Below are 22,282 nucleotides of genomic sequence, written 5' to 3'. Positions count from 1 at the left end.
GTGGCAGCCGGAGCACGGATGATGGGTGCCATGGCGGCTACCCAGACCGAGGCCCGGCTTCTCGTCGTCGAGGACGATCCCAACATCCTCGAACTGCTCTCCGCGAGCCTGCGCTTCGCGGGCTTCGACGTGGCCACCGCGACCAGCGGCAGCGCCGCCCTCAACGCCGCCAAGGACCACCGGCCCGACCTGGTGGTGCTCGACGTGATGCTGCCCGACCTGGACGGCTTCGAGGTCATCCGGATGCTGCGCGAGGGCGGTACGCGTACCCCGGTGGTGTTCCTGACCGCGCGCGACGCCACCGACGACAAGATCCGTGGGCTCACCCTGGGCGGCGACGACTACGTCACCAAGCCGTTCAGCCTGGAGGAGCTGACCGCCCGGATCCGGGCCGTGCTGCGGCGTACCGCGACCGGCGAGCAGACCCCGTCCCGCCTCACCTTCGCCGACCTGGAGCTGGACGAGGAGACGCACGAGGTGCACCGGGCCGGTCAGCGGGTGCAGCTGTCGCCGACCGAGTTCAAGCTGCTGCGCTACCTGATGCTCAACGCCAACCGGGTGCTCAGCAAGGCACAGATCCTCGACCACGTCTGGAACTACGACTTCCGCGGTGACGACAACATCGTCGAGTCGTACATCTCCTATCTGCGGCGCAAGGTCGACAACACCCAGCCCCGGCTGATCCACACGCTCCGGGGAGTCGGCTACGTGCTCCGCAAGCCGGCGGCGTGAACGTCGTCCACGACGCGAAGGGCAGGCTGCGCAGCGTCCCGCTCCGGCTGAAGCTGGTCGCCGCGGTCCTCGCGCTCGTGGCCGTGGCACTGGTGGTGATCAGCGGCCTGACGGCGTTCCTGCTGCGTAACTATCTGATCGGGCAGGCCGACGACCAGCTCCGCGGCGGCGCGCTCACGGTGGCCAACACGCTCGACAAGGCCGACGGCGGACCGATCAAGATCACCATTCCGTCGGACTACGTGGCGTCGACGATCGCGCCGGGCAAGCTGCCGGAGGGGCCGTTCCGCTACGAGGGGCTGCGCGACGAGGAGCTGCCCCGGTTCCCCGTCGACTACGCCGGCTACCGGGACCGGGTGGGCGACCCGTTCACCGTGCGCTCCGAGGACGGCCGCAGCCGGTGGCGGATGCTCTACACCGACCTGCCCGACGGGCGGATCATCGCGTTCGCGCAGCACCTCACCGGCGTCGACTCCGCCGTCCGGCAGCTGGTCTGGATAGACCTGCTGGTCGGTGGCGCGGTGCTGATCTCGCTGGCGTCGGTGGGCGCCGGGATCGTCCGTACCAGCCTGAAGCCGCTCGTGGAGATAGAGCGTACGGCGGCGGCCATCGCCGGCGGTGACCTGACCCGGCGGGTGCCCGACCCGGAGATGGGGCGGCCGTGCCCCACCTCGGAGCTGGGCCGCCTGTCCCGGGCGCTGAACGCCATGCTCGCGCAGATCGAGGCCGCGTTCACCGCACGGGCGGCCTCCGAGGCGGCGGCGCGCAGCGCGGAGATGGGCGCCCGGGACGCCGCCGTGTACGCGCAGGCGTCGGAGGCGCGGGCCCGCCGGTCCGAGGAGCGGATGCGGCAGTTCATCGCCGACGCCTCGCACGAGCTGCGCACGCCGCTGACCACGATCCGGGGCTTCGCCGAGCTGTACCGGCAGGGCGCGGCGCGGGCGCCGGAGCAGACCGCCGACCTGCTGCGCCGCATCGAGGAGGAGGCGTCCCGGATGGGGCTGCTGGTGGAGGACCTGCTGCTGCTGGCACGGATGGACCGGGAACGGCCGATCGCGTTGAGCCCGGTCGAGCTGCCGGTGCTGGCCTCCGACGCGGTCGAGGCGGCCCGGGTGGTCGACCCGGACCGGCGGATCGAGCTGGAGCGGGAGCCGGACGCCGGCCCGCTGGTCGTGCTCGGCGACGACGCCCGGCTGCGCCAGGTGATCGGCAACCTGATGACGAACGCGCTCACCCACACCCCGCCGGACGCGGCGGTGCGGCTGCGGCTGCGGGCGGAGCAGGGCGACATCGCGGTGGTGGAGGTGGCGGACACCGGCCCCGGGCTGACGCCGGAGCAGGCCGAGCGGGTCTTCGAGCGGTTCTACCGGGTGGACGCCGCGCGTACCCGACGGGCCGGTGGACCGATCAGCACCGGCCTCGGCCTGGCCATCGTGGCCGCGCTCGTCGCCGCGCACCACGGCACCGTCGAGGTGGCGGAGACGCCGGGTGGCGGGGCGACGTTCCGGGTGAAGCTGCCGTTGTTGCCCGAGGCGCCCGAGCCGGGCGAGTGACGTTCAGAAAACTTCCAGGCGGATTCCAGGCTGGTGACAGTGCCACGGGGAAAGCTGGTGACATGACCGACCACGAGACCGATCCGCAGCGGTCGCCGGCCCCCGCCGACGCCGAGCCGTCGCACCACACCGCCGAGCTGCCCCGCGTCGCGAGCGGGACGTCGGACTCCTCCAGCACCCTGGCCGCGGCGTCGGTTCCGGCCGACTCCCCGGCCGCCGGAACCAGCACGCCCGCCGGGAACACGAACCCGGCGGCGAGCGCCGGGGACACCGCACCCGCCGGGCCGTACCCGCCGCAGCCGGCGACGCCGTCCGCGCCGCCGTACCCGGCCTCGGGGCAGCCGCAGCAGCCCCACCCCTGGTACGGGCAGCAGCACCAGCAGGGCGGCTGGAACCAGCAGGCCGCCGGCTACCCGACCACACAGCACGGCGCAACGCAGCACGGTGGACCGGTGCCGTCGTACCAGACGCAGCAGGGCTACCAGTCGTACCAGCCCGGGCAGCCGATGCCGCAGTGGGGCCCGCAGCAGCCGCCGCGCCCCAGCCGGGCCGGGAAGTTCGTCGGTGCGGGCGCGCTGGCACTGGCGCTGATGTTCGGCTCCGGCGTCGCCGGTGGTGCGCTCGCCCTCGCGCTCGACGGGGACGGTCCCACCCGCACCTACTCGGCCGCCCCGGTGATCAACAGCGCGGACCTGCCCAAGATCGCGGCATCCGTCCAGGACAGCATCGTCACGATCATGACGGGCAGCGGTGAGGGCTCCGGGGTGATCCTCAGTGCCGACGGGTTCGTGCTGACCAACAACCACGTGGTCGCCGGCGCCGGCGGCGACACCGTCCGGGTGGTCTTCGCCGACGGCACGAGCGCGTCCGCCAAGATCGTCGGAACCGACCCGAAGACCGACCTCGCGGTCGTCCAGGCCAGCGGCGTGAGCGGCCTCAAGGCGGCGAAGTTCGGCGACAGTGACGCCATGCAGGTCGGAGACCAGGTGCTCGCCCTGGGCAGCCCGCTCGGCCTCCAGGGCTCGGTCACCGCCGGCATCCTCAGCGCCCGGGACCGCACCATCCAGGCGGGCAGCGGCCAGCAGAACCCGCAGGAGGGCGCCAGCTCGATCTCCGGCCTGCTCCAGACCGACGCACCGATCAACCCGGGCAACTCCGGCGGCGCGCTCGTCAACACCCGCGGCGAGGTGATCGGCATCAACACCGCCATCGCGACCGCCGGGCAGGGCAGCACCGGGAACATCGGCGTCGGCTTCGCCATCCCGAGCAACAAGGCCAAGGACGTGGCCGAGAAGCTCCAGCGCGGCGAGAAGGTCAGCCACCCCTCCCTCGGGGTGAGCGTGAACGGCGCCGAGGACGGCGGAGCGCTCGTCGCCGCCGTCACGCCCGGCAGCCCCGCCGAGAAGGCCGGGCTCCAGCGCGGCGACGTGATCACCAAGTTCGGCGACAAGGTGATCAACGACTCGAACGACCTGGTCGGCGCCGTGCAGGCCGGCAAGGTCGGTGACCGGGTCGAGGTGCAGTACAAGCGGAACGGATCCACCGAGAACGCAACGGTGACGCTCGCCGAGACGTCATAGTCCCGAGGACCTGCCTCCCTCCTGGGCGGCGGGTGACGGAGCCAAGGGGGTTGGCTCCGTCACCCGCCGCCCCTCCTCGTTTCTCACCCGGTGCGGGTGAGCGCGCCTCACCCGCACCGGCGGCAGGCTCGGGTGCATGACCACCACGTCCGCCGTGCGCACCGACCAGGAGATCCAGCGTGACGTCCTCGCCGAACTCGACTGGGACGCGCAGACCCGGGCCACCGAGGTCGGCGTGACCGTCGCGCGGGGTGTCGTCACGCTCACCGGCCAGGTGGACAGCTACGCCCGGCGGTGGGCCGTCGAGCGCTGCGCCCATCGGGTACGCGGCGTCCAAGCGGTCGCCAGTGACCTGGCGGTCGACCTGCCCGCCACGGACCTGCGTACCGACGCCGACATCGCGATCGCGGCGAGCCGGGCGCTGGAGTGGGACAGCTTCGTGCCCGCCGAGCGGCTGGACGTGACCGTCGCCGACGGCTGGGTGATGCTCCGGGGCGAGGTCGAGTTCGGCTTCCAGCGCCGTACCGCCGAGCGGGAACTGCGCCGGCTGCGCGGCGTACGCGGTGTGACGAACCTGGTCGAGGTGCGGCCCCCGGCCCCGCCGAGCGACGAGCAGAAGCGGCTCGACCTGCGCCGCCTGCTGCTGCGGCGTACCGGCACCGAGCGGATCGACGCCCGGGTCGACGGCGACACAGTGGTCCTCGACGGCGTCGTGGGTGCCTGGTGGCAGCGGGAGGACGCGGAACGGGCCGCCTGGGCGCTGCCCGGCGTACGGGAGGTGCACGTCGGGATCGTGGTGTCCGGCTGACCGGGCTGTCGTTTACCGCGGGCCGGGCCGGGAACCCGCGCGCAGCGGGATACGCCGGGGACCGACGGGGAGGACTCGTGGCCGTGAACCAGCAGTCCTCGGAACGTGCGTGGTCCGCGCCGTTGCGGATCGCCATGGTGGTGCCACCGTGGCTGTCGGTGCCGCCACCCGGCTACGGCGGGCTGGAGACGGTGGTGGCGGGGCTCGTTGACGCGCTCGCCGACCGTGGGCACCGCGTCACGCTCTTCGGCGCCGGCACCGAGCACGGCACCGCCGCCGACTTCGTCTCCACCTGTGACGACCTCCAGTACGAGCGGATGGGCGAGTCGCTGCCCGAACTGGCGCACCTGGCCCACGTGGACCGCCTGGTCGACCCGGCCGGCTTCGACCTGATCCACGACCACACCACGATCGGCCCGATGGTGGCCGGCCGGCGCCGGGTGCCCACGGTGGCCACCGTGCACGGCAACCCGGTCGGCGAGTACGGCACGGTGCTCGGCAACACCGACCGGGGCGTGGGGCTGGTGGCGATCTCACACGCCCAGCGCCGCGCGAACCCGGGGCTGTCCTGGACCGGCACCGTGCACAACGCGATGCCGCTGCGGGACATCCCGCGCAAGCGCAGCCCGGGTGCGGGCCCGGTGCTCTGGCTGGCCCGGTTCAGTCCGGACAAGGGCCCGGACGTGGCGATCGCGGCCTGCCGGGCGGCCGGGCTGCCACTGACGCTCGCGGGCAAGTGCAACGAGCCGGCCGAGCGCCGCTACCTGGAGCAGGTGGTCCGGCCGCTGCTCGGCGACGACGTCACGCCGGTGGTGAACGGGGACCGGGCGACCGCGCTGCGGCTGCTGCTGGACGCCCGCTGCCTGATCATGCCGATCCAGTGGGCGGAGCCGTTCGGCATGGTGATGGTGGAGGCGATGGCGACCGGTACGCCGGTGGTGGCGCTGGGCCGGGGCGCGGTGCCGGAGCTGGTCCGCGACGGGATCACCGGATTCGTCTGCGACCACCCGGGCGAGCTGCCGGCGGCGTTGCGGGCGGCGGCGGACCTGAACCCGGCGGACTGCGTCGCGCACGTGGCGGAGAACTTCTCGGTGGAGCGGATGGCCGCCGACTACGAGGCCGTCTACCGAGGCTTCCTCGCCGCGCGGGCGCCTGCACGAGCACCCCTGGCGGCGGCGCGCGCCGTCGCCGGCTGACCCGTCAGGTCTGCCCGGCCACGAGTTCCGCCGCGGCGGCGTCGAGTTGCCGCGCGTACCCGGGGCTGATGCTGCCCTCGCGGCGACGCTCGTCGATCTTGCCGCGGAGCCGGTCCACGGCGGCCGTCACCTCGTCCTCACCGGTCGCGGCGACCGCGTTGCGCAGCAGGTTGCGCAGGTCCACCCCGACGTCCTCGCGGATCTGGCCCTCGGTCAGCCCGGCGTCGATCAGCCCGTCCACCCGTTCGGCGGCGTCGGCCTGACCGGCTGCGGGCGGGCGGGCGCCGCCGGTCGGCGGCGGAGCCGTCGGCCCGGCGGGCGGCGTGGTGGCCGGCTGTCCGGTCACCTGTGGTTCGGCGGGCGACGGCTGCGCCGGCCCGGCGGTCGGCAGCCCCTGGGGACCGGCCGGCCGCTCGGGCGTCAGCGCGGGCGCCAGCAGCGCCGCCGCGGCGACCACAGTCACGCCGACGGCCGCCAGCGTGACTGTCCGGCGCCGTCCCGGCGCGGCAGCGGGGGTGCGCGCCGCCTCCGGAGCCGGGTTCGCAGCCGGACCGGCCGGCGGAGCCGGGTCGGCCGGGGGCGGGGAGGTCAGCGCGGGCAGCGTCATGGTCGGCGCCAGCATGGTGGCCGCCTGCGGGTCGGCGGGCAGCAGTTGGTCGCGCAGCACCGCGGCCACCCGGTGCGCGGTGGGTCGCCGGCGTGGGTCGCGGGCCAGGCAGCGCAGGCAGATGTCCGCGACCGGTGCGGGCAGTCCCGGCACGCCGTCCAGTGTGGGCTCCGGACAGTCCGCCAGCGCCGCGCCCAGTTGCTCCCAGGTCTCCGCCGGGTACGGCGGCTGCCCGGTCAGCGTCTCGAACAGCAGCACGCCGAGCGAGTACACGTCGGTGGCCGGCTGGGCGGGCGCGCCGTCGAGCCGTTCCGGGGCCACGTACGCGGGGGTGCCGAACGTGCCGCCGTCCTCGTCGTCGTCCGGCGTGCCGACCCGGGTGGCGATGCCGAAGTCGAGCACCTTCGCGCCGGTGCCGGTCATCATCACGTTGGCCGGAGTCACGTCGCGGTGCACGATGCCGAGCCGGTGTGCCGCGGCCAGCGCCTCGGCCACCTGCGCGCCGGTCTCCACCGCCGCCGGCCACGGCAGCGGCCCCTGGGTCAGCAGGTGTTCCAGCTCCTCGCCGCTGAGCAGTTCCATCACCACGAACGAGGTGATCGAGCCGTCCGGGGCCACCGTCTCGCCGTAGTCGTGCACGGCGGTGACGTGCGGATGGTCGAGCTGGGCGGCCGAGCGGGCCTCCTCGCGCACCATGTCGCGGAACCGCGCGTCGGCGGCGAGCGAGGGGGCGAGCACCTTCACCGCCACCACCCGGTCGAGCACCTCGTCGCGGGCACGCCAGATCACCGACATGCCACCGGCGCCGATCCGGTCGATGAGCCGGTACCGCCGGGCCAGCAGACGGCCGGTTTGGAATGTCGCCATCAGCTCGCACCTGCCTGGGCTCGGGAGCGCTATCAGGTTGCGGGAATGTGTCTGACATGTCAACGGTCGTCCCGTTGACGATCGCGCGGGGTCAGAACCAGGGTGGCGTCGCGTGACGCCCTCCGTCCCGGTCGGGGCGGCCACCGGGTCGGGTGTGGACCACGTGCCAGGATGAACGGCATGGCAGCGGGTCCGGTGGCGTTCGTGCTCGGCGGCGGGGGAGTGCTCGGCGCGGTCGAGGTGGGCATGCTGCGTGCCCTGTTCCGCGCCCGGATCACACCCGACATGGTGCTGGGCACGTCGATCGGCGCGGTCAACGGCGCCCTGGTCGCCGCCGACCCGACCGAGGCGGTCACCGACCGGCTGGTCCGGCTCTGGGCGTCGCCCGAGGCCAGCGAGGTGTACGGCGACTCGGTCGCCCGGCAGTTGCGCCGGTTCGCCGCCCGTACCCACCTGCACTCGCCCCGCCCGCTGTACCGCCTGCTGGAGAGCGCGCTGGGCGAGGACACCACGTTCGCCGACCTGGCCGTGCCGTTCCGGTGCTGCGCCGCGAACATCGAGCGTGCCGCCGAGCACTGGTTCCACACCGGACCGCTGGTGCCGGCGGTGCTCGCGTCCGCCTCGGTGCCGGGGCTGCTGCCGCCGACGAAGATCGACGGCCAGCACTACATCGACGGCGGGGTGGTCAACTCGATCCCGGTCGGCGAGGCGGTGCTGCTCGGCGCGAAGCAGATCTTCGTGCTCCAGGTAGGCCGGATCGAACGCGAGCTGAGCCCGCCGCGCCGCCCCTGGGAGATCGCCCAGGTGGCGTTCGAGATCGCGCGCCGGCACCGGTTCGCGCGGGAGATGGCGGCACTGCCCGAGGACGTCGAGGTGCACGTGCTGCCCACCGGCGGGCTGGAGCCGCGTGACGACAGCCCGTGGGCGTACCGGGACACGGCGGCGGTGGGACGGCGGATCAGCCGGGCGTACACTGCCTCCCGCCGATACCTGGACACCGCGCTGGAGCGCTGAATGCCGCTGCCGCCCCGCTGGCTACGCCGGCTGGTGCTCGCCCCTGGCGTGGTGCTGCTCGCCTTCTTCGTGGTGGCCACGCTGCCGGCCTGGGCACTGCTGGCGCTCGCCGCGTCCCCGCTGGTGCCGGGACGGCTGCGCCCGCTGCGGCTGCTCTGGATCGGCGCCGTCTACCTGGTGTGGGACGCCGCCGCGCTGCTCGCCCTGTTCCTGCTCTGGCTCGGCTCGGGCTTCGGCGCGTACAAACGCGCGCCGGCCTTCCAGCGGGCCCACTACGTCCTGGCCGGCTGGTTCCTGCGGATCATGTTCTGGCAGGCCCGGTGGACGCTGCGGCTGAGCATCGACGTGGTCGGCACCGACCCGGACACCGCCCTGCCGGGCCGTCCCGAACTCGTGGTCTGCCGGCACGCCGGGCCCGGCGACTCGTTCATCCTGATCCACGCGCTGGTGAACTGGTTCAAGCGGGAACCCCGGATCGTGCTGAAGGAGACCCTCCAGTGGGATCCGGCCATCGACGTGCTGCTCAACCGGTTGCCCAACCGGTTCATCGCGGCCGGTCCGGACGGCCGGGATTCGGTGGTGCGGCAGATCGGGCACCTGGCCGCCGGCCTGGACGACGACGACGCCTTCGTGATCTTCCCGGAGGGCGGCAACTTCACCCCGTCGCGGCGGCTGCGTGCGATCGACCGGCTGCGGTCGCTCGGCCTGGAACGGATGGCCCGGCGCGCCGAACGGATGCGGCACGTGCTCGCCCCGCAGCCGGGCGGGCTGCTCGCCGCGCTCGACGCCGCGCCGGACGCCGGGGTGATCTTCGTGGCCCACACCGGCCTGGACCAGATGCTCACCGTCGCTGACGTGTGGCGCGAGCTGCCGATGGACAAGCGGATCGCGATGCGGTTCTGGTCGGTGCCGCCGGAGGAGATCCCGGCCGGCGAACAGGAACGCATCGACTGGTTGTTCGACTGGTGGGCCCGCATCGACACCTGGATCGCGGCCAACCGCAACGGCGCGGCCGACGACGCCTGAGCGAATCGCCGCGTGTGTTCAGCGCGGCTTCAGGTCCGCCGCGTAGGGTGCGCTGGTGGACCAGATCTGCGTGGTGACGACTGTGGTGGACGCCCGCGGGGTCGCGGACGTGCTGGCGGCCGCGGCCGTCGCCGGCCGGCTCGCGGCCTGCGCCCAGGTCGGTGGCCCGGTGGACAGCACCTACTGGTGGCAGTCGGCGATCCAGACCACCGCCGAGTGGCAGGTGCGGTTCAAGACCGCGCCGGACCGGGTGGACGCCCTGGTCGACCAGCTCCGCGCCAACCACCCGTACGAGGTGCCGGAGATCCTGGTCAGCCGGGAGGACAGCGGGAACCCCGGCTACACCGCCTGGGTACACGAGCAGACCCGGCCCTAGGTACTCCTACTCTGTCCGGCCGCCCCGCCGCTGACGAAGCTGGCGGGGTGGAGAACACCGGCTACCCCTGCCCCGGTTGCGGCACCCCGGCCGACCTCGTCGCCGGATGCCGCGCCTGCGGCCGTCCGCCCTACCCGCCCGCCGCCGAGGTGGTCCGGCTGGACCGGGAGATCACCGAGCTGGTGCCGCGCGTCGAGGCGGCGCGGCTCGCGTACCAGGATCTGTCCGGCCGGCTGGTCACGGCCCGGCAGCGGCGGGCGGCGCTGGCCGCCCGGATCCGACAGGAGATCCCCGCGCCGAGCGCCGCCGGTCCCGCGCCGCTCCCGGCGCCGATGCCGCCGCGGCCGGTGCCGGTTCCACCCACCCCCGCGGTACGCCCCGGTGGCGCGGAGGCCTCCACCCGCGCGGTCCAGGGTCTGCTGTTCGTCCTCGGTGGAGTGCTGCTCGGCACCGCAGCCGTGGTGTTCACCGCCGTCGCGTGGGCCACGTTCGGGGTGGCCGGCCGGGCGCTGATCCTGCTCGCCGTCACCGCACTGGCCCTGGTCGCGCCGCTCGTCGCCCGGGCTCGCGGCCTGCGCGGCACCGCCGAGACGCTCGCCTCGGTGGCGCTGCTCCTGGTGGTCCTGGACGGGTACGCCGCCTGGTCGGTGGACCTGGCCGGGGTGACCGGCCTGCCCGGCAGCCGGTACGCGGCGCTGGTGACGGCGATCGGTGCCGCGGTGGCGGCCGGGTACGGCCTGGTCAGCCGCCTCACCGCACCCTGGTTCGCGGCGTGGCTGCTCGCGCAGCCGGTGCTGCCGCTGGCTGCCGCCGCGTTCCGGCCCACCGCCGCCGGCTGGGCGCTGGTGCTGACCGCCGTGGCGCTCGGCGACCTCGCGTTGGTGATCGCGTTGCGCCGCCGTACCTCCGGCACGCGCACGGTGCTGGTGACCGGGCAGGTGCTGGGCTGGACCGGGCACGGCGTGGCGCTGGTCCTGGCGGCCGGCTGCGCGCTGGTGCCGCTGGCGCTCGGCCGCGCGGCGGGCACGCCGCTGCTGGCCGGCGGCCCGCTGCTGGTGGTGGCGCTGGCGCTGGTCGCCGGCGCGCTCGCCGCCGGTGGCCGCCTCTGGCGCGCGACGGCCGCCGGTCTGCTGGTGCCGGTGCTCGCGGTCGCGCTGGTCCGGCCGGTCGGCGAGCTGCGCCCGGGTCTGCTGCTGCTCGCCGCGGGCCTGGTGGTGGCGGCGCTCGCCGGTGCGGTCCGGGCGTTGCCGGCGTCGATCCGGACCGGCCCGCTCGTGGGCGCGCTCGCCGTGGCCGCCGCGCTGGGCCAGGTCGCGGTCGTGCTCACCGTCCTGGTCGGCGCGGCCACCGCGAGTGCCGGATTCCCGGCCTGGCAGGGCGGCCGGGACGTGCCGGTGCCGTCCTGGGGCTGGCAGCTTCCGGCGGCCCTGCTGCTGACCGCCGGGGCGGTCGCGCTGCTGACGCCCCGGGCCGTCCGGCCGCTCACCGGTGTGGCGGCGGCCGGGCTGGTCGCCCTCGCCGCGCCGGCCGTGACGGCGACGCCGTGGCCGCTGGTGCTGGTCGTGGACCTCGCGACGGCCGCCGCGCTGCTGCTGGCGGCGGTGGCCCGGCCACGCGGGGGGCGGGTCGTCGTGCCGGTCACCGCGTCGGCCGGGGCGGTGCTGCTCGGGCACGCGCTGCTGGTCGGCTGCGCCGCCCCGGCCGGCGCCGTCGCCGTGCTCGCCGTCACCGCGGTGCTCGGCGCGACGCTCGCCACGCTGGGCCGGCGTGGACAGGGCGCGCAGCCGGTCGTCGGGGGCGTGGCGCTCGCGGTGGCGCTGCTCGCCGTACCGGCGGGCGTGGCGGTCACGCTGCTCGGCCTCGGCGCGCCGGCCTGGTGGCAGCTGCGCGGCGCGACCGCCGCAGTCGTGGTGCCGGTCGTCGTCGTCCGCACCGTCCGTCGCCTGTGGGCCGAGCTGACCGGGTACGCCTCGACGGGGTTCGCCGTGGCGCTCGCCGGTGTCGGTCTCGGTCCGCTCGCCGTGCCGGGCGGGGAACCGGTGGCGCTGTACGCCGCGGTGGGGGTGCTGCTGGCGCTCGCCGCCGGGGCCGGCTCCCGGCCGCCGGTCGCGCTGCGCGCAGCCGGTGCCGCGCTGGCCGTCCTGGCGTTGCTCGCAGTCGCGCCGGTGGTGCTGACGGTGCTCGTGGACCTGCCGGTGCAGCCGTGGTCCGGGGTGCCGGCTGCCGGGGAAGCCTCCGCCGAGACCGCCCGCGCCGGGCTTGTGCTGCTGCTCCTGAGCGCCGCCGCCGGCGCGTACGCCGCGACGGATCGCCGCATGGCGTGGTGGCTCGCCGCGCTGCCGTTCGGCGCGGTCGCGCTGCCGGTGCTGGCGGCTGCGGCCGGTGCTCCGTGGCCGGTGGTGCCGGCGGCGGCGTTCGGCGTCGGGCTGGCCGCACTGCTGGCCGCCGCGCTCACCCGTGCACGCCCGGTGGTACTCGTGCCGCTGGGGGCGGTGCTGGCCGGACCGGGGTTCGGTGGCCTGCTCGCCACCCGGGCGGGGACGCTCGCCGCGCTCGGGGCGCTGGTGGTGGCCGGTGCCGTCACCGGGGCGGCCGGGCGGCCGGCGGTGGTCCGGATCGCGGGGTGGCTGGGTGCCGTCACAGCGGCGACCGGGTTCGCGGTCACCGCCCCGCTCGCGGCCGGGCTGCCGCTGCGTACCGCGGCGTTCGCCGCCCTGGCCGTGGCGGCGGTGACGCTGCACGCGGCGCCGCTGCTGCGCGTCGCCCGGCCCGCCGGATCCACGTGGGCGCTGGAGGCGGCGGCGCAGGCGGTGGCGCTGCTCGCGCTGCTGCTCACCGGCGGCTCGCTGCGGTACGCGGCGGCGGTCTGCGTGCTGTGGGGCGTGGCCGTCGCGGTCCGGGTGCCGCGCCGGGGTGAGTCGCCGGCCGGGCGTCGTGTGCTCGCCGCGGTAGCCGCGGGCAGCGAGCTGGTCGGTGGTTGGCTGCTGCTCGCGGCGGGCGGGGTGGTGGTGCTGGAGGCGTACACGCTGCCGGCGGCGGCGCTCGCCCTGGGCGCCGGGCTGCTGGCGCTGCGGCGGCGGTCCGGGCTTACCAGTTGGCCGGCGCTCGGCCCGGGACTCGCCGCGGCGTTCCTGCCGAGCCTCGTGTCGGTGCTGGTCTCCGGTGAGCCGCAGCCGTGGCGGCGGCTGGCGCTCGGCGCGGCGGCGCTCGCCGTCGTGCTCGGCGGGGCGGCCCGACGCTGGCGGGCGCCGGTGGTGCTGGGTGCGGCCACGCTGGTGCCGCTGGCGCTGCACGAGCTGGCCCGGGGCTGGGACCTGCTGCCCCGCTGGGTTTTCCTGGGTCTCGGCGGGCTGCTGCTGATCGGGCTGGCCGCCACCTACGAGCGGCGCCGGCGCGACCTGGTCCGGCTGCGCGAGGCGGTCGCCCGGCTCGGCTGAAACGGCGAAAAAGGCCCGCCCCTGTTCAATTCAGGCAACGAGCGCCAAGACCTTCAGTTGGGACGAAGCTATCCGGAAAGCGGCCATGTGCCAGAAGGCGACGTGGGAGCGGGCAGCTCGACGTTGCGCCCCTCATCATGTCCACCGAATCTGAGGGCGGACGGAGCGGTCAGCTCCGTCCGCCCTGGAGCCTGGGGCACCTGAGCGGGCACGCCACCCTGCTTCGGTACCGCTCTCGTGCCTCACCTGATCGGCGAACCGCCGTCGACCGGGATGGTGTGGCCGTGGATGAAGGACGCGTCGTCGCTGGCGAGGAAGCAGACCGCGCGGGCGATCTCGTGCGGCTCGCCGTACCGGCCGGCGGGTGCCTGCATGGTCAGGTCGTAGAACGGGAAGTCGCTGGTGATCTCCGCGCCCTCGAAGGCGGCGGTCTTGATCACGCCAGGGCCGATGCCGACCGCGCGGATGCCCTGGTGGCCGTAGTCGTAGGCGATCTGCTTGGTGAGCCCGATGACGCCGTGCTTGGCGGTGGTGTACTCCGCGCCGACCTCGCTGGCGACCACGCCGGACGCCGACGACACGTTGATGACCACACCCTTGCCGCGCTCCAGCATGTGCGGCAGCGTGGCCTTGGTCGCGAGGAAGACCCCCTTCAGGTCGACCTCCATGACGCGGTCCCACTGCTTGTTCTCGATCTCCAGCAGCGGCACGTACGCGCCGAACACACCCGCGTTGTTCACCAGCACGTCGATGCGCCCGTACGCGTCGAGGGCGGCGCTCACCATGGCGCGTACCGAGTCCTCGTCGGTGACGTCGGCCGCCACCGCCACCGCGTCGCCGCCGGCTTCCTTGACGCGCGTGACCGTCGCCTCGGCGCGTTCCAGGGAGAGGTCGGAGACGACCACCTTCGCGCCCTCGGCGGCCAGCTCGACGCACATGAACATGCCGAGTCCGGAGCCGACCTGGTCGGGGCTGAAGCCGCCCCCCGTCACCAGTACCACCTTGTCTGTCAATCCACGCACCGTGCTGTCTCCCGTCTGTCGACGACCGTGCGACATGCACCCTGGTCGTTCGGATGAATGGCACTCATCTTTACGTACAGACTAGCTGGTCAAAGGGGGTGCGCCCACTGGCGACATGGCCCGCTGCGGTGCGACGAGGATCGTTTGTGCCGCTTCCGCCCGGAGGGGTAGGGGCAGCACCACCCCGAGCCGGGGGTTTGCGGGATTACCCAGGGCGACGATCACCGCCATAATCGGTGACGGAGAGTCGCGTACGGAGCGTGGCTCGCGGCATCGGGGGCGACATGACTTCTTCCACGTCGACGGAACCCGCGGCACGGCGGGGCAGCGACTACGCGCGGCTGTCCCGCCGGATCGCCCAGGCGGGGCTGTTCGAGCGGCGGCCCGGCCGGTACGCGCTCCGGATCGTGCTCACGCTCGGCGCGTTCCTGGCCGGCTGGGTCGTGGTGGCGCTCGTCGGCGATTCGTGGTGGCAGGTGCCGCTGGCGGTGGTGATGGCGGTGGCGACCACGCAGGTGGCGTTCCTCGGCCACGACGGCGGCCACCGGCAGATGTTCCGCCGGCGTGGCCCGAGCGAGGCGGCCGGACTGGTCGCCGGCAACCTGGCGGTCGGGCTCAGCTACGGCTGGTGGGTGGACAAGCACAACCGGCACCACGCCAACCCGAACCACACCGACGAGGACCCGGACGTCGGCGCGGGCGCGCTGGTGTGGACGTACGAGCAGGCGACTGCCACGCGCGGCCTGAGCCGGTGGATGGCCCGCCGCCAGGCGTGGCTGTTCTTCCCGCTGCTCCTGCTGGAAGGGCTGGCGCTGCACGTGGCGAGCGTGCGGGCGCTCGTCGGCCGGGAACCGGACGGGCGGTGGCGGGTGCCGATGCGGCACCGCGCCGTGGAGGCGCTGCTGCTCACCGCGCACGCCGCCGGCTACCTCGGTCTGCTGTTCACGGTCATGTCCCCGACCAAGGCGCTGCTGTTCGTCGCCGTGCACCAGGGCTTGTGGGGGCTCTACATGGGCTGCTCGTTCGCCCCGAACCACAAGGGCATGCCGATGCCGAGCGCCGACCACGAGCTGGACTACCTGCGCAAGCAGGTGCTGACCTCGCGCAACGTACGCGGCGGCCGGTTCGTCGACCTGGCGCTGGGCGGGCTCAACTATCAGATCGAGCACCACCTGTTCCCGAACATGCCGCGCGCCAACCTGCGTCGGGCCCGGCCGCTGGTCATGGCGTACTGCGCCGAGCAGGGCGTCCCGTACGCGGAGACCGGGCTGTTCGAGTCGTACCGGCAGGCACTGGCGCACCTGCACGACGTGGGCCGCCCGCTGCGCGCGGCCTGAGCGGGGCGAGCCGGGCGGGGGGCCCGTGGGCCCCCCGCCCGCCGTCGGGTCAGATCCGGGTGCCCGAGAAGGCCGCGGCGACCTCCGCGGGTGCCTCCTCCACCGCGCCGGGCGCGGGCGGGCTCAGCCGCACCGGCGTGCCGAACTCGGAGTAGGTGACAGACATCTGCTCGAGCGACGCGTCGATGGGCGTCATGTCCAGCTTGAAGGTGCGCAGGCGCCCCTGCTCGTCCAGCGTCGCGGTGAAAGGCAGGGCCTTCGCCTTGTCGCCCGCCGCCATGAGCGCCTTCCCGTTGGCGCCGCTGCGCGTGTAGTCGAGCGTCCCGGCGTACGCCCGGTCACCCGAGCTGCGGACGTCGACCACTGCCGCGAGCAACTTCTTGACCCCGCCCGGGTCGTCCACCGGCATCACGCCGTCACCGGTGTCCATGCGCAGCCACTTCCGGGAACCGCCGAGCTGCTCGCCCAGCGCGCCGTCGAACTTGACCCAGGTGTCGGTGCCGATGACCAGCATGCGCACCTCACCGAAGGCGGCCATCGTCAGGGTGGTCTGCATGGTGCGGGCCCGCGGGTCGGTCACGCCGTACGCGGTGAGCATGGCCGAGTCCAGCTTGACCCGCAGCGTCTGCTCGTTGAGCTTCTCGATGGCGGCGGTCAGTTCGTCACGCGGCGTCGTCGCCGGGCTCGTGGAGCCCGCAGCGGCGGCCCGTTCGGCTGGCGCGTCCGTGCCGGGACGGTCCCCGCATCCGGTCAGACCGAGGCCGAGCACCGCGACGAGCGCGACCCCCGTGGTCGCCAGCCGTCGTTTCGTCATCAATGATGGTCCTCCGCGAGAAGGGCCCCCACCGGGGCCGGACGGTCAATGTAGCGGCGCCGGCCCGGTGGCGTGCGCCCTTTCCGCAGTCCGCGGCGACGCCGCCGGCAGGGGTGGCCGGTAGGGTCGTCGCATGGTGGAGGACGCGCCCCGATGGTGGCGCGCGGCGCGGCGGGTCCATCGGCCGCGTCACGGGACGACATCGTGCGGAGCTGCGGCATGAGATTCGAGATCAGCAAGGTGCTCGACGCCATCGAGGGTCGGGTCTGCACCGATCCGTCGCTGGCCCGGGCCGTGGTCGACCTGGCCGAGGTGATCCGCTGGCAGAACCTGGACGGCGGGCGTCCGGCCAGCCTGCTGCGGCTCGGCATGGTGATCGACGCGCTGTCCCGGCAGATCGGCGAGGACAGCGTCCCGGTCTACGCGATCGTGCACCGGGCGCTGCTGTCCGACGCCGACCTGACCTCGAACGAGCGGATGGTGGTGCGCCGGTGGGCCGACGACGGCCTGGTGGAGGTGCTCGACCAGCCCGGTGACCGGATGCTGGAGGTGGCCGACCTGCTCGGCCTGCCGGTGCTCACCCGGGCGCGGCTGGACGGGCTCGTCGGGCGGTACCCGTGGATCGGGCAGGCGGGCCGGGTGCTCGCCCCGGTGCCCGGCGCCGGCGGGCCGGTCTTCATCGCGCACGTCGGCGGCGGCCAGGACCCGGCCACCGGCAGCCGATCGCCGGCCGGGGTCAAGGTGCTCTCCCGGAAGTGGCGCTGCCCCGAGCCGGGCTGCGCGCTGTTCGGCGGCGGTGGGGGCGGCGGCGCCTTCGCCGACCTGGCCGCCGTGGACCGGGTACCGGCCGAGCAGCCGCCGCCCACGCTGCGTACCAGCGCGCCGACCTGCCCCCGGCACGGCGCACGGCTCTCCGACGCCGGCCCGCGCCCGCGTACCGCGGTGCTCGCCGTGCGCATCGGCGGCCTGGTCCGCAAGCGGTTCGTGCTCACCGAGACCGAACCGGTGGCGATCGGCCGGGCGCCGGACGGCCCGGGCGCGGTGACGCTCGGCCAGTGGCTCAACGACGAGGCCCGGCGCTGGATCAGCCGCAGCCACATCATGCTGGAGCTGCGGGCGGGCGAGGTGGTGGCCACCGACACCAGCACCAACGGCTCCGGCGTGCGCCCCGGCGGCTCGATGGCCGAGCACGAGCGGATCGCGCTGGCGCCGCAGCAGTCCCGGGTGCTCGCCGGGAGCGATCTGATCGAGCTGTACCCGGGCGTGCAGGTGGGCCGCGCCGACGACATGAGCAGCGACACGAAGTACGCCCCGAACTCGGTGATGGCCGAGGCGCCGACCATGGCGATGCGACTGCCGCGTCAGTGACGGGCACGTGCGAAGGCGCCGGGACCGTCGCGGTCCCGGCGCCTTCCTCGCGTACGGCCTCAGCCGCGTCGCGTACGCCTCAGTCGGCCAGCACGGCGGCGAGCTGCGCCACCGCGTGGTCGATCTCCTCCTCGGTGATCACCAGCGGCGGGGCGAGCCGGATGGTCGAGCCGTGCGTGTCCTTGGCGAGCACACCCCGCTCCATCAGCCGCTCGCACGCCTGCCGGCCGGTCATCAGCTCCGGGTCGATGTCCAGCCCGGCCCACAGCCCGCGCCCGCGTACCGCCACCAGGCCCTTGCCGATCAGGCCGCGCAGCCCGGCGTGCAGCCGCTCGCCCAGCTCGGCCGAGCGGCGCTGGAACTCGCCGGTGGCGAGCAGCCGGACCACCTCGGTCGCGACCGCGCAGGCCAGCGGGTTGCCGCCGAACGTCGAGCCGTGCTGGCCCGGCTGGAGCACACCCAGCACGTCCCGGTTCGCGGCCACCGCCGACACCGGCACGATGCCGCCGCCGAGCGCCTTGCCCAGCAGGTACATGTCCGGCTCGACGCCCTCGTGCTCGCAGGCGAACGTCGCGCCGGTACGCCCCAGGCCCGACTGGATCTCGTCGGCGACGAACAGCACGTTGCGCTCGGTGCAGACCCGGCGCACGCCCGGCAGGTAGCCCTCCGGCGGCACCACGACGCCCTGCTCACCCTGGATCGGCTCCAGCAGCACCGCGACCGTGTTCTCGTCGATCGCCTCGGTCAGCGCGTCCAGGTCGCCGTAGGGGACCACGGTGAAACCCGGTGTGTACGGCCCGAAGTCGGCGCGCGCGTCGGAGTCGGTGGAGAAGCTGACGATCGTGGTCGTACGGCCGTGGAAGTTGCCTTCCGCCACCACGATGTTGGCCTGGCCCGGGGCGACGCCCTTGACCTGGTAGCCCCACTTGCGGGCGACCTTGATGCCGGTCTCCACCGCCTCGGCGCCGGTGTTCATCGGCAGCACGAGGTCCTTTCCGCAGAGCGCGGCCAGCTCGCGGCAGAAGTCGGCGAACTGGTCGTGCACGAACGCGCGGCTGGTCAGCGTGAGCCGGTCGAGCTGCGCGTGCGCGGCCTCGATCAGCTTCGGGTGCCGGTGGCCGAAGTTCAGCGCCGAGTATCCCGCCAGGCAGTCCAGGTAGCGGCGGCCGTCCACGTCGGTCAGCCAGGCGCCCTCGGCCGACGAGATCACCACGGGCAGCGGGTGGTAGTTGTGCGCCGTGTGACGCTCCGCGTCCCGGACCGCGGACGGAGTCCGGAGCATGTCGTCGATGATCACTTGCTCGCCTTTCCCTGACGGAGTCGCAACGTGCAGCACTTCGGTCCGCCGCCGGCCTTGCGCAGCTCGGACAGGTCGATCCCGATGGTCTCGTAGCCCCGGTCGCGCAGCTTCGCGGCCAGGTCGGTGGCCTGCGCGGGCAGCACCACGTGCCGGCCGTCGCCGACCGCGTTCAGGCCCAGCACCTCGGCGTCGGCCATGGTGGCGTGGATCGCGTCCGGGAACAGCCGGCGCAGCACCGCCCGGCTGCCGGGGGAGAACGCCTCCGGCAGGTACGCCACGGTGCGCTCGTCGAGCACCGTCAGCGCGGTGTCCAGGTGGTAGAAGCGGGGGTCCACCAGCTGCATGGTGATCACCGGGTAGCCGAAGACCTCCTGGAGCTGGGCGTGGGAGGCGTGCGCGGTGCGGAACCCGGTGCCGGCGAGCAGGTGGTCACCGGCCAGCAGGACGTCGCCCTCGCCCTCGTTGACGTGCTTCGGGTCGTACAGCTCGAAGCCGGCGCCCTCGAACCAGGCCCGGTACGCGGGCGCCTCGTCGGCGCGCTGCGGGTCGCGGAACTGCACCGCCATGGCCTTGCCGTCGATCACGGTGCCGCCGTTCGCGGCGAAGACCATGTCCGGCAGGCCGGCGACCGGCTCGATCAGGTCGACCTCGTGGCCCAGGTCGAGGTACGTGCGCCGAAGCTGCTCCCACTGCCGGATCGCCAGGTCGGCGTCGACCGGGGCGGTCGGGTCCATCCACGGGTTGATCGCGTAGTCGACGGCGAAGTACGTCGGCCGGCACATCAGAAAGCGCTGGCGGATGGCGTCCATCGTCATGTCGTGCTCCCAGGGTCGGGCGCGCCCGGCCACGGTCGGCCCACGGGCTGGCGCCGTGCTCCAACGTTATGCGGCCCGGGTAGACGACATCCACCACCGGAAGTTGCGTTCGGCAGCTAATCGTTGCGTTGAATCGGTCAGCGGCGAGTGATCATTGCGCCGACGCCGGACACACTTCGGGGGCGGCGAACCGCCGCCCCCGAAAGAGGTGTCGCCCGGCCGGTGAACCACCAGAACTGATCGGGCCCCGGAGCTGCCGGCGATCGGGACAGTGCCCGTCAGAACCAGCTGCCAAACTGTGAGTCGAGCCACTCGCGGAACCGGCCCACCCAGTCGCCGTCGGTGGTCGGCCAGTCGAACTGGCCGGTCATCGCCACGATGCCGAGCACCACGGCGGCCAGACCGACCGCGATACCGATCAGCGCGTCGGTCTTGCCCGCCACGTGCCGCCGACGGGTCGCGATCAGGCCCAGCACCGCCAGCACGGCACCGGCCGCGCCGACGCCGATGCCGTACCCGGCGAGCGTGCCGGATAGCACGAACAGCGCCCCGACCACCGAGACGATCAGGCCGAGCGTGGCGAGCAGGCTGGCCCGGGGACGCTTTGTGGTGTACGGCTCCGGCCGGTCCACCCGGCCGTCGCGGTCGGCGTCCGTACCGTCGGGCCGGCCGTCCCGGTCGAGGTCGGTGTGGTCCGGACGGCCGTCGCGGTCCAGGTCCACGGTGCGCTCGGCAGCGGGCGCCGCGCCCACGGTGCGGGCGTCGGTCACCGGAGCGGTCCGCGTGTCGGCGTCGACCCGGCGGCCGGTGACCGCGCGCGCCGCCGCGCCGCGGTCCGCCGCCCGTCGCCGGGCCTCCGCGTCCCGCTCGTCGTCGGCCGCAACGAGGCCGTCGGTCGTCGTGGCGGCGGTCCGGCCGTCGGGGGCGGTGGCCGCCGTCCGGCCGTCGGTCGCCACCGCCGCGCCGCTGTCGCGGGCGTCCCGGTCGGCCGCCGCTTCCCGGGCGCGCTCGTCGTCGGTGGCGGTGGCGGCGCTGCGGTACGTGGTCCGCTCCTCGTCGCGGTCGGTGACCACGGGCCGGCCGGCCGGCTGCTCGGCGGTCCGGTCGCGCTCGTCGACCACGCCGTCGCCGTTGGTATCGGTACTGGTCGCCGGGGTGTTCCGGCGGGACAGGATCTTCACGATGGCACCTCCTGATCCAGGCGCGGAGGCCGCGCATGACATCCAGGAAGTACCCAGGTGCCCCTGAATCGACACCCCAGGACCGACTGGATGCGCTCGTCAGCGGACCACCGCCACGCGCGGTGCCCGGGGTCAGACCGTCGACGGACACGGTGCGCGAGCGTTGCGGCCCGGTGACCGCCTCGGCCACCGGGTCGCGCCACCCGGTGGCGTCCTCGCGGCTGGCGAAGAGGCTGGCGACCAGCGGCGGGTCGTAGCCGCAGGAGACGACTGCCCGGCACCGGGATGGCCCATCACCCCGCGCGTGTCCCTCCGGCGAGCGGCTCGCACTGGCTCCCGAGCGCTACCACCGCCAGTCTCAGTCGACGGGCATCGATCAAACGGCGTCCCGTGGCTCGAAGTCGCCGGCGGTGCGATCCGCTGGCTACGCTTGGCGGTCGTGCCAGAGGGACACTCCATCCACCGCCTCGCCGCCCGGCACGCCGAGCTGTTCGCGGGCGACAAGGTGCACGCCGACAGCCCGCAGGGGCGCTTCGCCGAGGGCGCGGCCCGCCTGAGCGGCACCGTCCTGGACGGCACCGAGGCGTACGGCAAGCACCTGCTGCACCACTATGCGGGCGACCTGACGCTGCACGTACACCTCGGCCTGTACGGGAAGTTCGCCGACGGGCCGGGGGAGCCGCCGGCCCCGGTCGGGCAGGTGCGGCTGCGGCTGCACAGCGACCGGCACTGGCTGGAGCTGCGCGGCCCGACCGCCTGCGAGCTGCTGACCCCGCCCGAGGTGGCGGCGCTGCGCGACCGGCTCGGGCCGGACCCGCTGCGCGCCGACGCCGACCCGGACCGGGCGTGGGCGCGGATCCGCCGCAGCCCCACCCCGCTGGCCGCGCTGCTGCTCGACCAGTCGGTGGTGGCCGGCACCGGTCTGATCTTCGTGACCGAGGCGCTGTTCCGGGCCGGTCTGCCGCCGCTGCTGCCGGGGCGGGAGCTGACGGCGCCCGGCTGGGCCGAACTCTGGGCGGACCTGGTGGCGCTGATGACCCGCGCTGTCGAACGGGGCCGGATCGACACCGTGCGCGACGCCGACCTGCCGGAGGCGACCGGCCGCGCGCCCCGGGTGGACCGGCACGGCGGTGAGGTGTACGTCTACCGCCGCCCCGGCGCGCCCTGCCACGTCTGCGGCACCGCGGTCAGCCGGGGCGGGCTCGCCGGGCGCAACCTTTACTGGTGCCCCACCTGCCAGGCGGGCTGA

The 22,282-nt window shown here is 74.4% G+C and carries 18 protein-coding genes; 12 read left to right on the top strand and 6 right to left on the bottom strand.

Annotated elements, in window-relative coordinates; genetic code table 11:
• Positions 1-30: 30 nt before the first annotated feature.
• The 5 genes from GA0070215_RS00380 to GA0070215_RS00360 all read left to right on the top strand — a co-directional run bounded on the left by GA0070215_RS00380 (position 31) and on the right by GA0070215_RS00360 (position 5,869).
• Positions 31-732 (top strand): response regulator transcription factor, encoded by a 702-nt coding sequence (locus GA0070215_RS00380; protein ID WP_018784806.1) that lies wholly within the window; start codon positions 31-33, stop codon positions 730-732.
• Complete coding sequence (locus tag GA0070215_RS00375; RefSeq protein WP_091040832.1) at positions 729-2,285, top strand: sensor histidine kinase; 1,557 nt, start codon at positions 729-731, stop codon at positions 2,283-2,285. The genes GA0070215_RS00380 and GA0070215_RS00375 overlap by 4 nt, the downstream gene beginning before the upstream one ends.
• 62 nt (positions 2,286-2,347) lie before the next feature.
• Positions 2,348-3,865 carry a S1C family serine protease gene (locus GA0070215_RS00370; RefSeq protein ID WP_091040829.1) on the top strand — a complete coding sequence of 506 codons (1,518 nt, stop codon included), beginning with the start codon at positions 2,348-2,350 and terminating at the stop codon, positions 3,863-3,865.
• Between the two features lie 136 nt (positions 3,866-4,001).
• Positions 4,002-4,673: a BON domain-containing protein gene (locus GA0070215_RS00365; protein WP_018784809.1), complete on the top strand. Its 672-nt coding sequence runs from the start codon at positions 4,002-4,004 to the stop codon at positions 4,671-4,673.
• A gap of 77 nt (positions 4,674-4,750) precedes the next feature.
• On the top strand, positions 4,751-5,869 hold the full coding sequence (locus GA0070215_RS00360; protein WP_018784810.1) for a glycosyltransferase family 4 protein: 1,119 nt from the start codon (positions 4,751-4,753) through the stop codon (positions 5,867-5,869).
• Positions 5,870-5,873: 4 nt separating this feature from the next.
• On the opposite strand, the gene GA0070215_RS00355 is transcribed toward GA0070215_RS00360, so the two are convergent.
• Positions 5,874-7,343 (bottom strand): serine/threonine-protein kinase, encoded by a 1,470-nt coding sequence (locus GA0070215_RS00355; RefSeq protein WP_018784811.1) that lies wholly within the window; start codon positions 7,341-7,343, stop codon positions 5,874-5,876.
• Between the two features lie 180 nt (positions 7,344-7,523).
• Between GA0070215_RS00355 and GA0070215_RS00350 the strand changes: the two genes are divergently transcribed.
• From GA0070215_RS00350 to GA0070215_RS00335, 4 genes are read left to right on the top strand one after another with little or no spacing between them, the layout of a single operon-like run.
• Entirely contained in the window at positions 7,524-8,357 is an 834-nt protein-coding gene (locus GA0070215_RS00350; protein WP_018784812.1) for a patatin-like phospholipase family protein, read from the top strand.
• On the top strand, positions 8,358-9,383 hold the full coding sequence (locus GA0070215_RS00345) for a 1-acyl-sn-glycerol-3-phosphate acyltransferase (protein ID WP_091040826.1): 1,026 nt from the start codon (positions 8,358-8,360) through the stop codon (positions 9,381-9,383).
• 55 nt (positions 9,384-9,438) lie between these two features.
• Positions 9,439-9,759 (top strand): divalent-cation tolerance protein CutA, encoded by a 321-nt coding sequence (gene cutA / locus GA0070215_RS00340; protein ID WP_013288324.1) that lies wholly within the window; start codon positions 9,439-9,441, stop codon positions 9,757-9,759.
• A 47-nt stretch (positions 9,760-9,806) separates the two neighbouring features.
• Positions 9,807-13,196: an SCO7613 C-terminal domain-containing membrane protein gene (locus GA0070215_RS00335; protein WP_091040823.1), complete on the top strand. Its 3,390-nt coding sequence runs from the start codon at positions 9,807-9,809 to the stop codon at positions 13,194-13,196.
• 242 nt (positions 13,197-13,438) lie between these two features.
• On the opposite strand, the gene GA0070215_RS00330 is transcribed toward GA0070215_RS00335, so the two are convergent.
• Complete coding sequence (locus GA0070215_RS00330; RefSeq protein WP_279616525.1) at positions 13,439-14,254, bottom strand: SDR family NAD(P)-dependent oxidoreductase; 816 nt, start codon at positions 14,252-14,254, stop codon at positions 13,439-13,441.
• 248 nt (positions 14,255-14,502) lie between these two features.
• Between GA0070215_RS00330 and GA0070215_RS00325 the strand changes: the two genes are divergently transcribed.
• On the top strand, positions 14,503-15,555 hold the full coding sequence (locus GA0070215_RS00325) for a fatty acid desaturase family protein (protein WP_091040820.1): 1,053 nt from the start codon (positions 14,503-14,505) through the stop codon (positions 15,553-15,555).
• Between the two features lie 49 nt (positions 15,556-15,604).
• Here the strand turns inward: GA0070215_RS00325 and GA0070215_RS00320 are convergent, their stop codons facing one another.
• A complete protein-coding gene (locus GA0070215_RS00320; RefSeq protein WP_091040818.1) occupies positions 15,605-16,369 on the bottom strand; it encodes a hypothetical protein in 765 nt (254 codons plus the stop codon).
• Between the two features lie 219 nt (positions 16,370-16,588).
• Between GA0070215_RS00320 and GA0070215_RS00315 the strand changes: the two genes are divergently transcribed.
• Positions 16,589-17,737, top strand: a complete 1,149-nt coding sequence (locus tag GA0070215_RS00315; protein WP_091041315.1) for an FHA domain-containing protein — start codon at positions 16,589-16,591, stop codon at positions 17,735-17,737.
• Between the two features lie 79 nt (positions 17,738-17,816).
• Here GA0070215_RS00315 and rocD read toward each other — a convergent pair whose 3' ends face one another.
• From rocD to GA0070215_RS00300, 3 genes are all read right to left on the bottom strand, one after another.
• Complete coding sequence (gene rocD / locus GA0070215_RS00310; protein WP_208600265.1) at positions 17,817-19,031, bottom strand: ornithine--oxo-acid transaminase; 1,215 nt, start codon at positions 19,029-19,031, stop codon at positions 17,817-17,819.
• On the bottom strand, positions 19,031-19,846 hold the full coding sequence (ddaH, locus tag GA0070215_RS00305) for a dimethylargininase (protein WP_026267741.1): 816 nt from the start codon (positions 19,844-19,846) through the stop codon (positions 19,031-19,033). Before ddaH ends, rocD begins: the two co-directional genes overlap by 1 nt.
• A gap of 284 nt (positions 19,847-20,130) precedes the next feature.
• The gene (locus GA0070215_RS00300; RefSeq protein ID WP_091040817.1) at positions 20,131-21,033 is read right to left on the bottom strand and encodes a DUF4190 domain-containing protein; all 903 of its coding nucleotides are present in this window, start codon (positions 21,031-21,033) and stop codon (positions 20,131-20,133) included.
• Between the two features lie 439 nt (positions 21,034-21,472).
• Here GA0070215_RS00300 and GA0070215_RS00290 point away from each other — a divergent pair, with 439 nt between their 5' ends.
• Positions 21,473-22,282 (top strand): Fpg/Nei family DNA glycosylase, encoded by an 810-nt coding sequence (locus GA0070215_RS00290; RefSeq protein WP_091041309.1) that lies wholly within the window; start codon positions 21,473-21,475, stop codon positions 22,280-22,282.

The organism is Micromonospora marina (assembly GCF_900091565.1).
Taxonomy (GTDB): Bacteria; Actinomycetota; Actinomycetes; order Mycobacteriales; family Micromonosporaceae; genus Micromonospora; species Micromonospora marina.
This window is presented reverse-complemented; position numbering and strand designations above follow the sequence as displayed.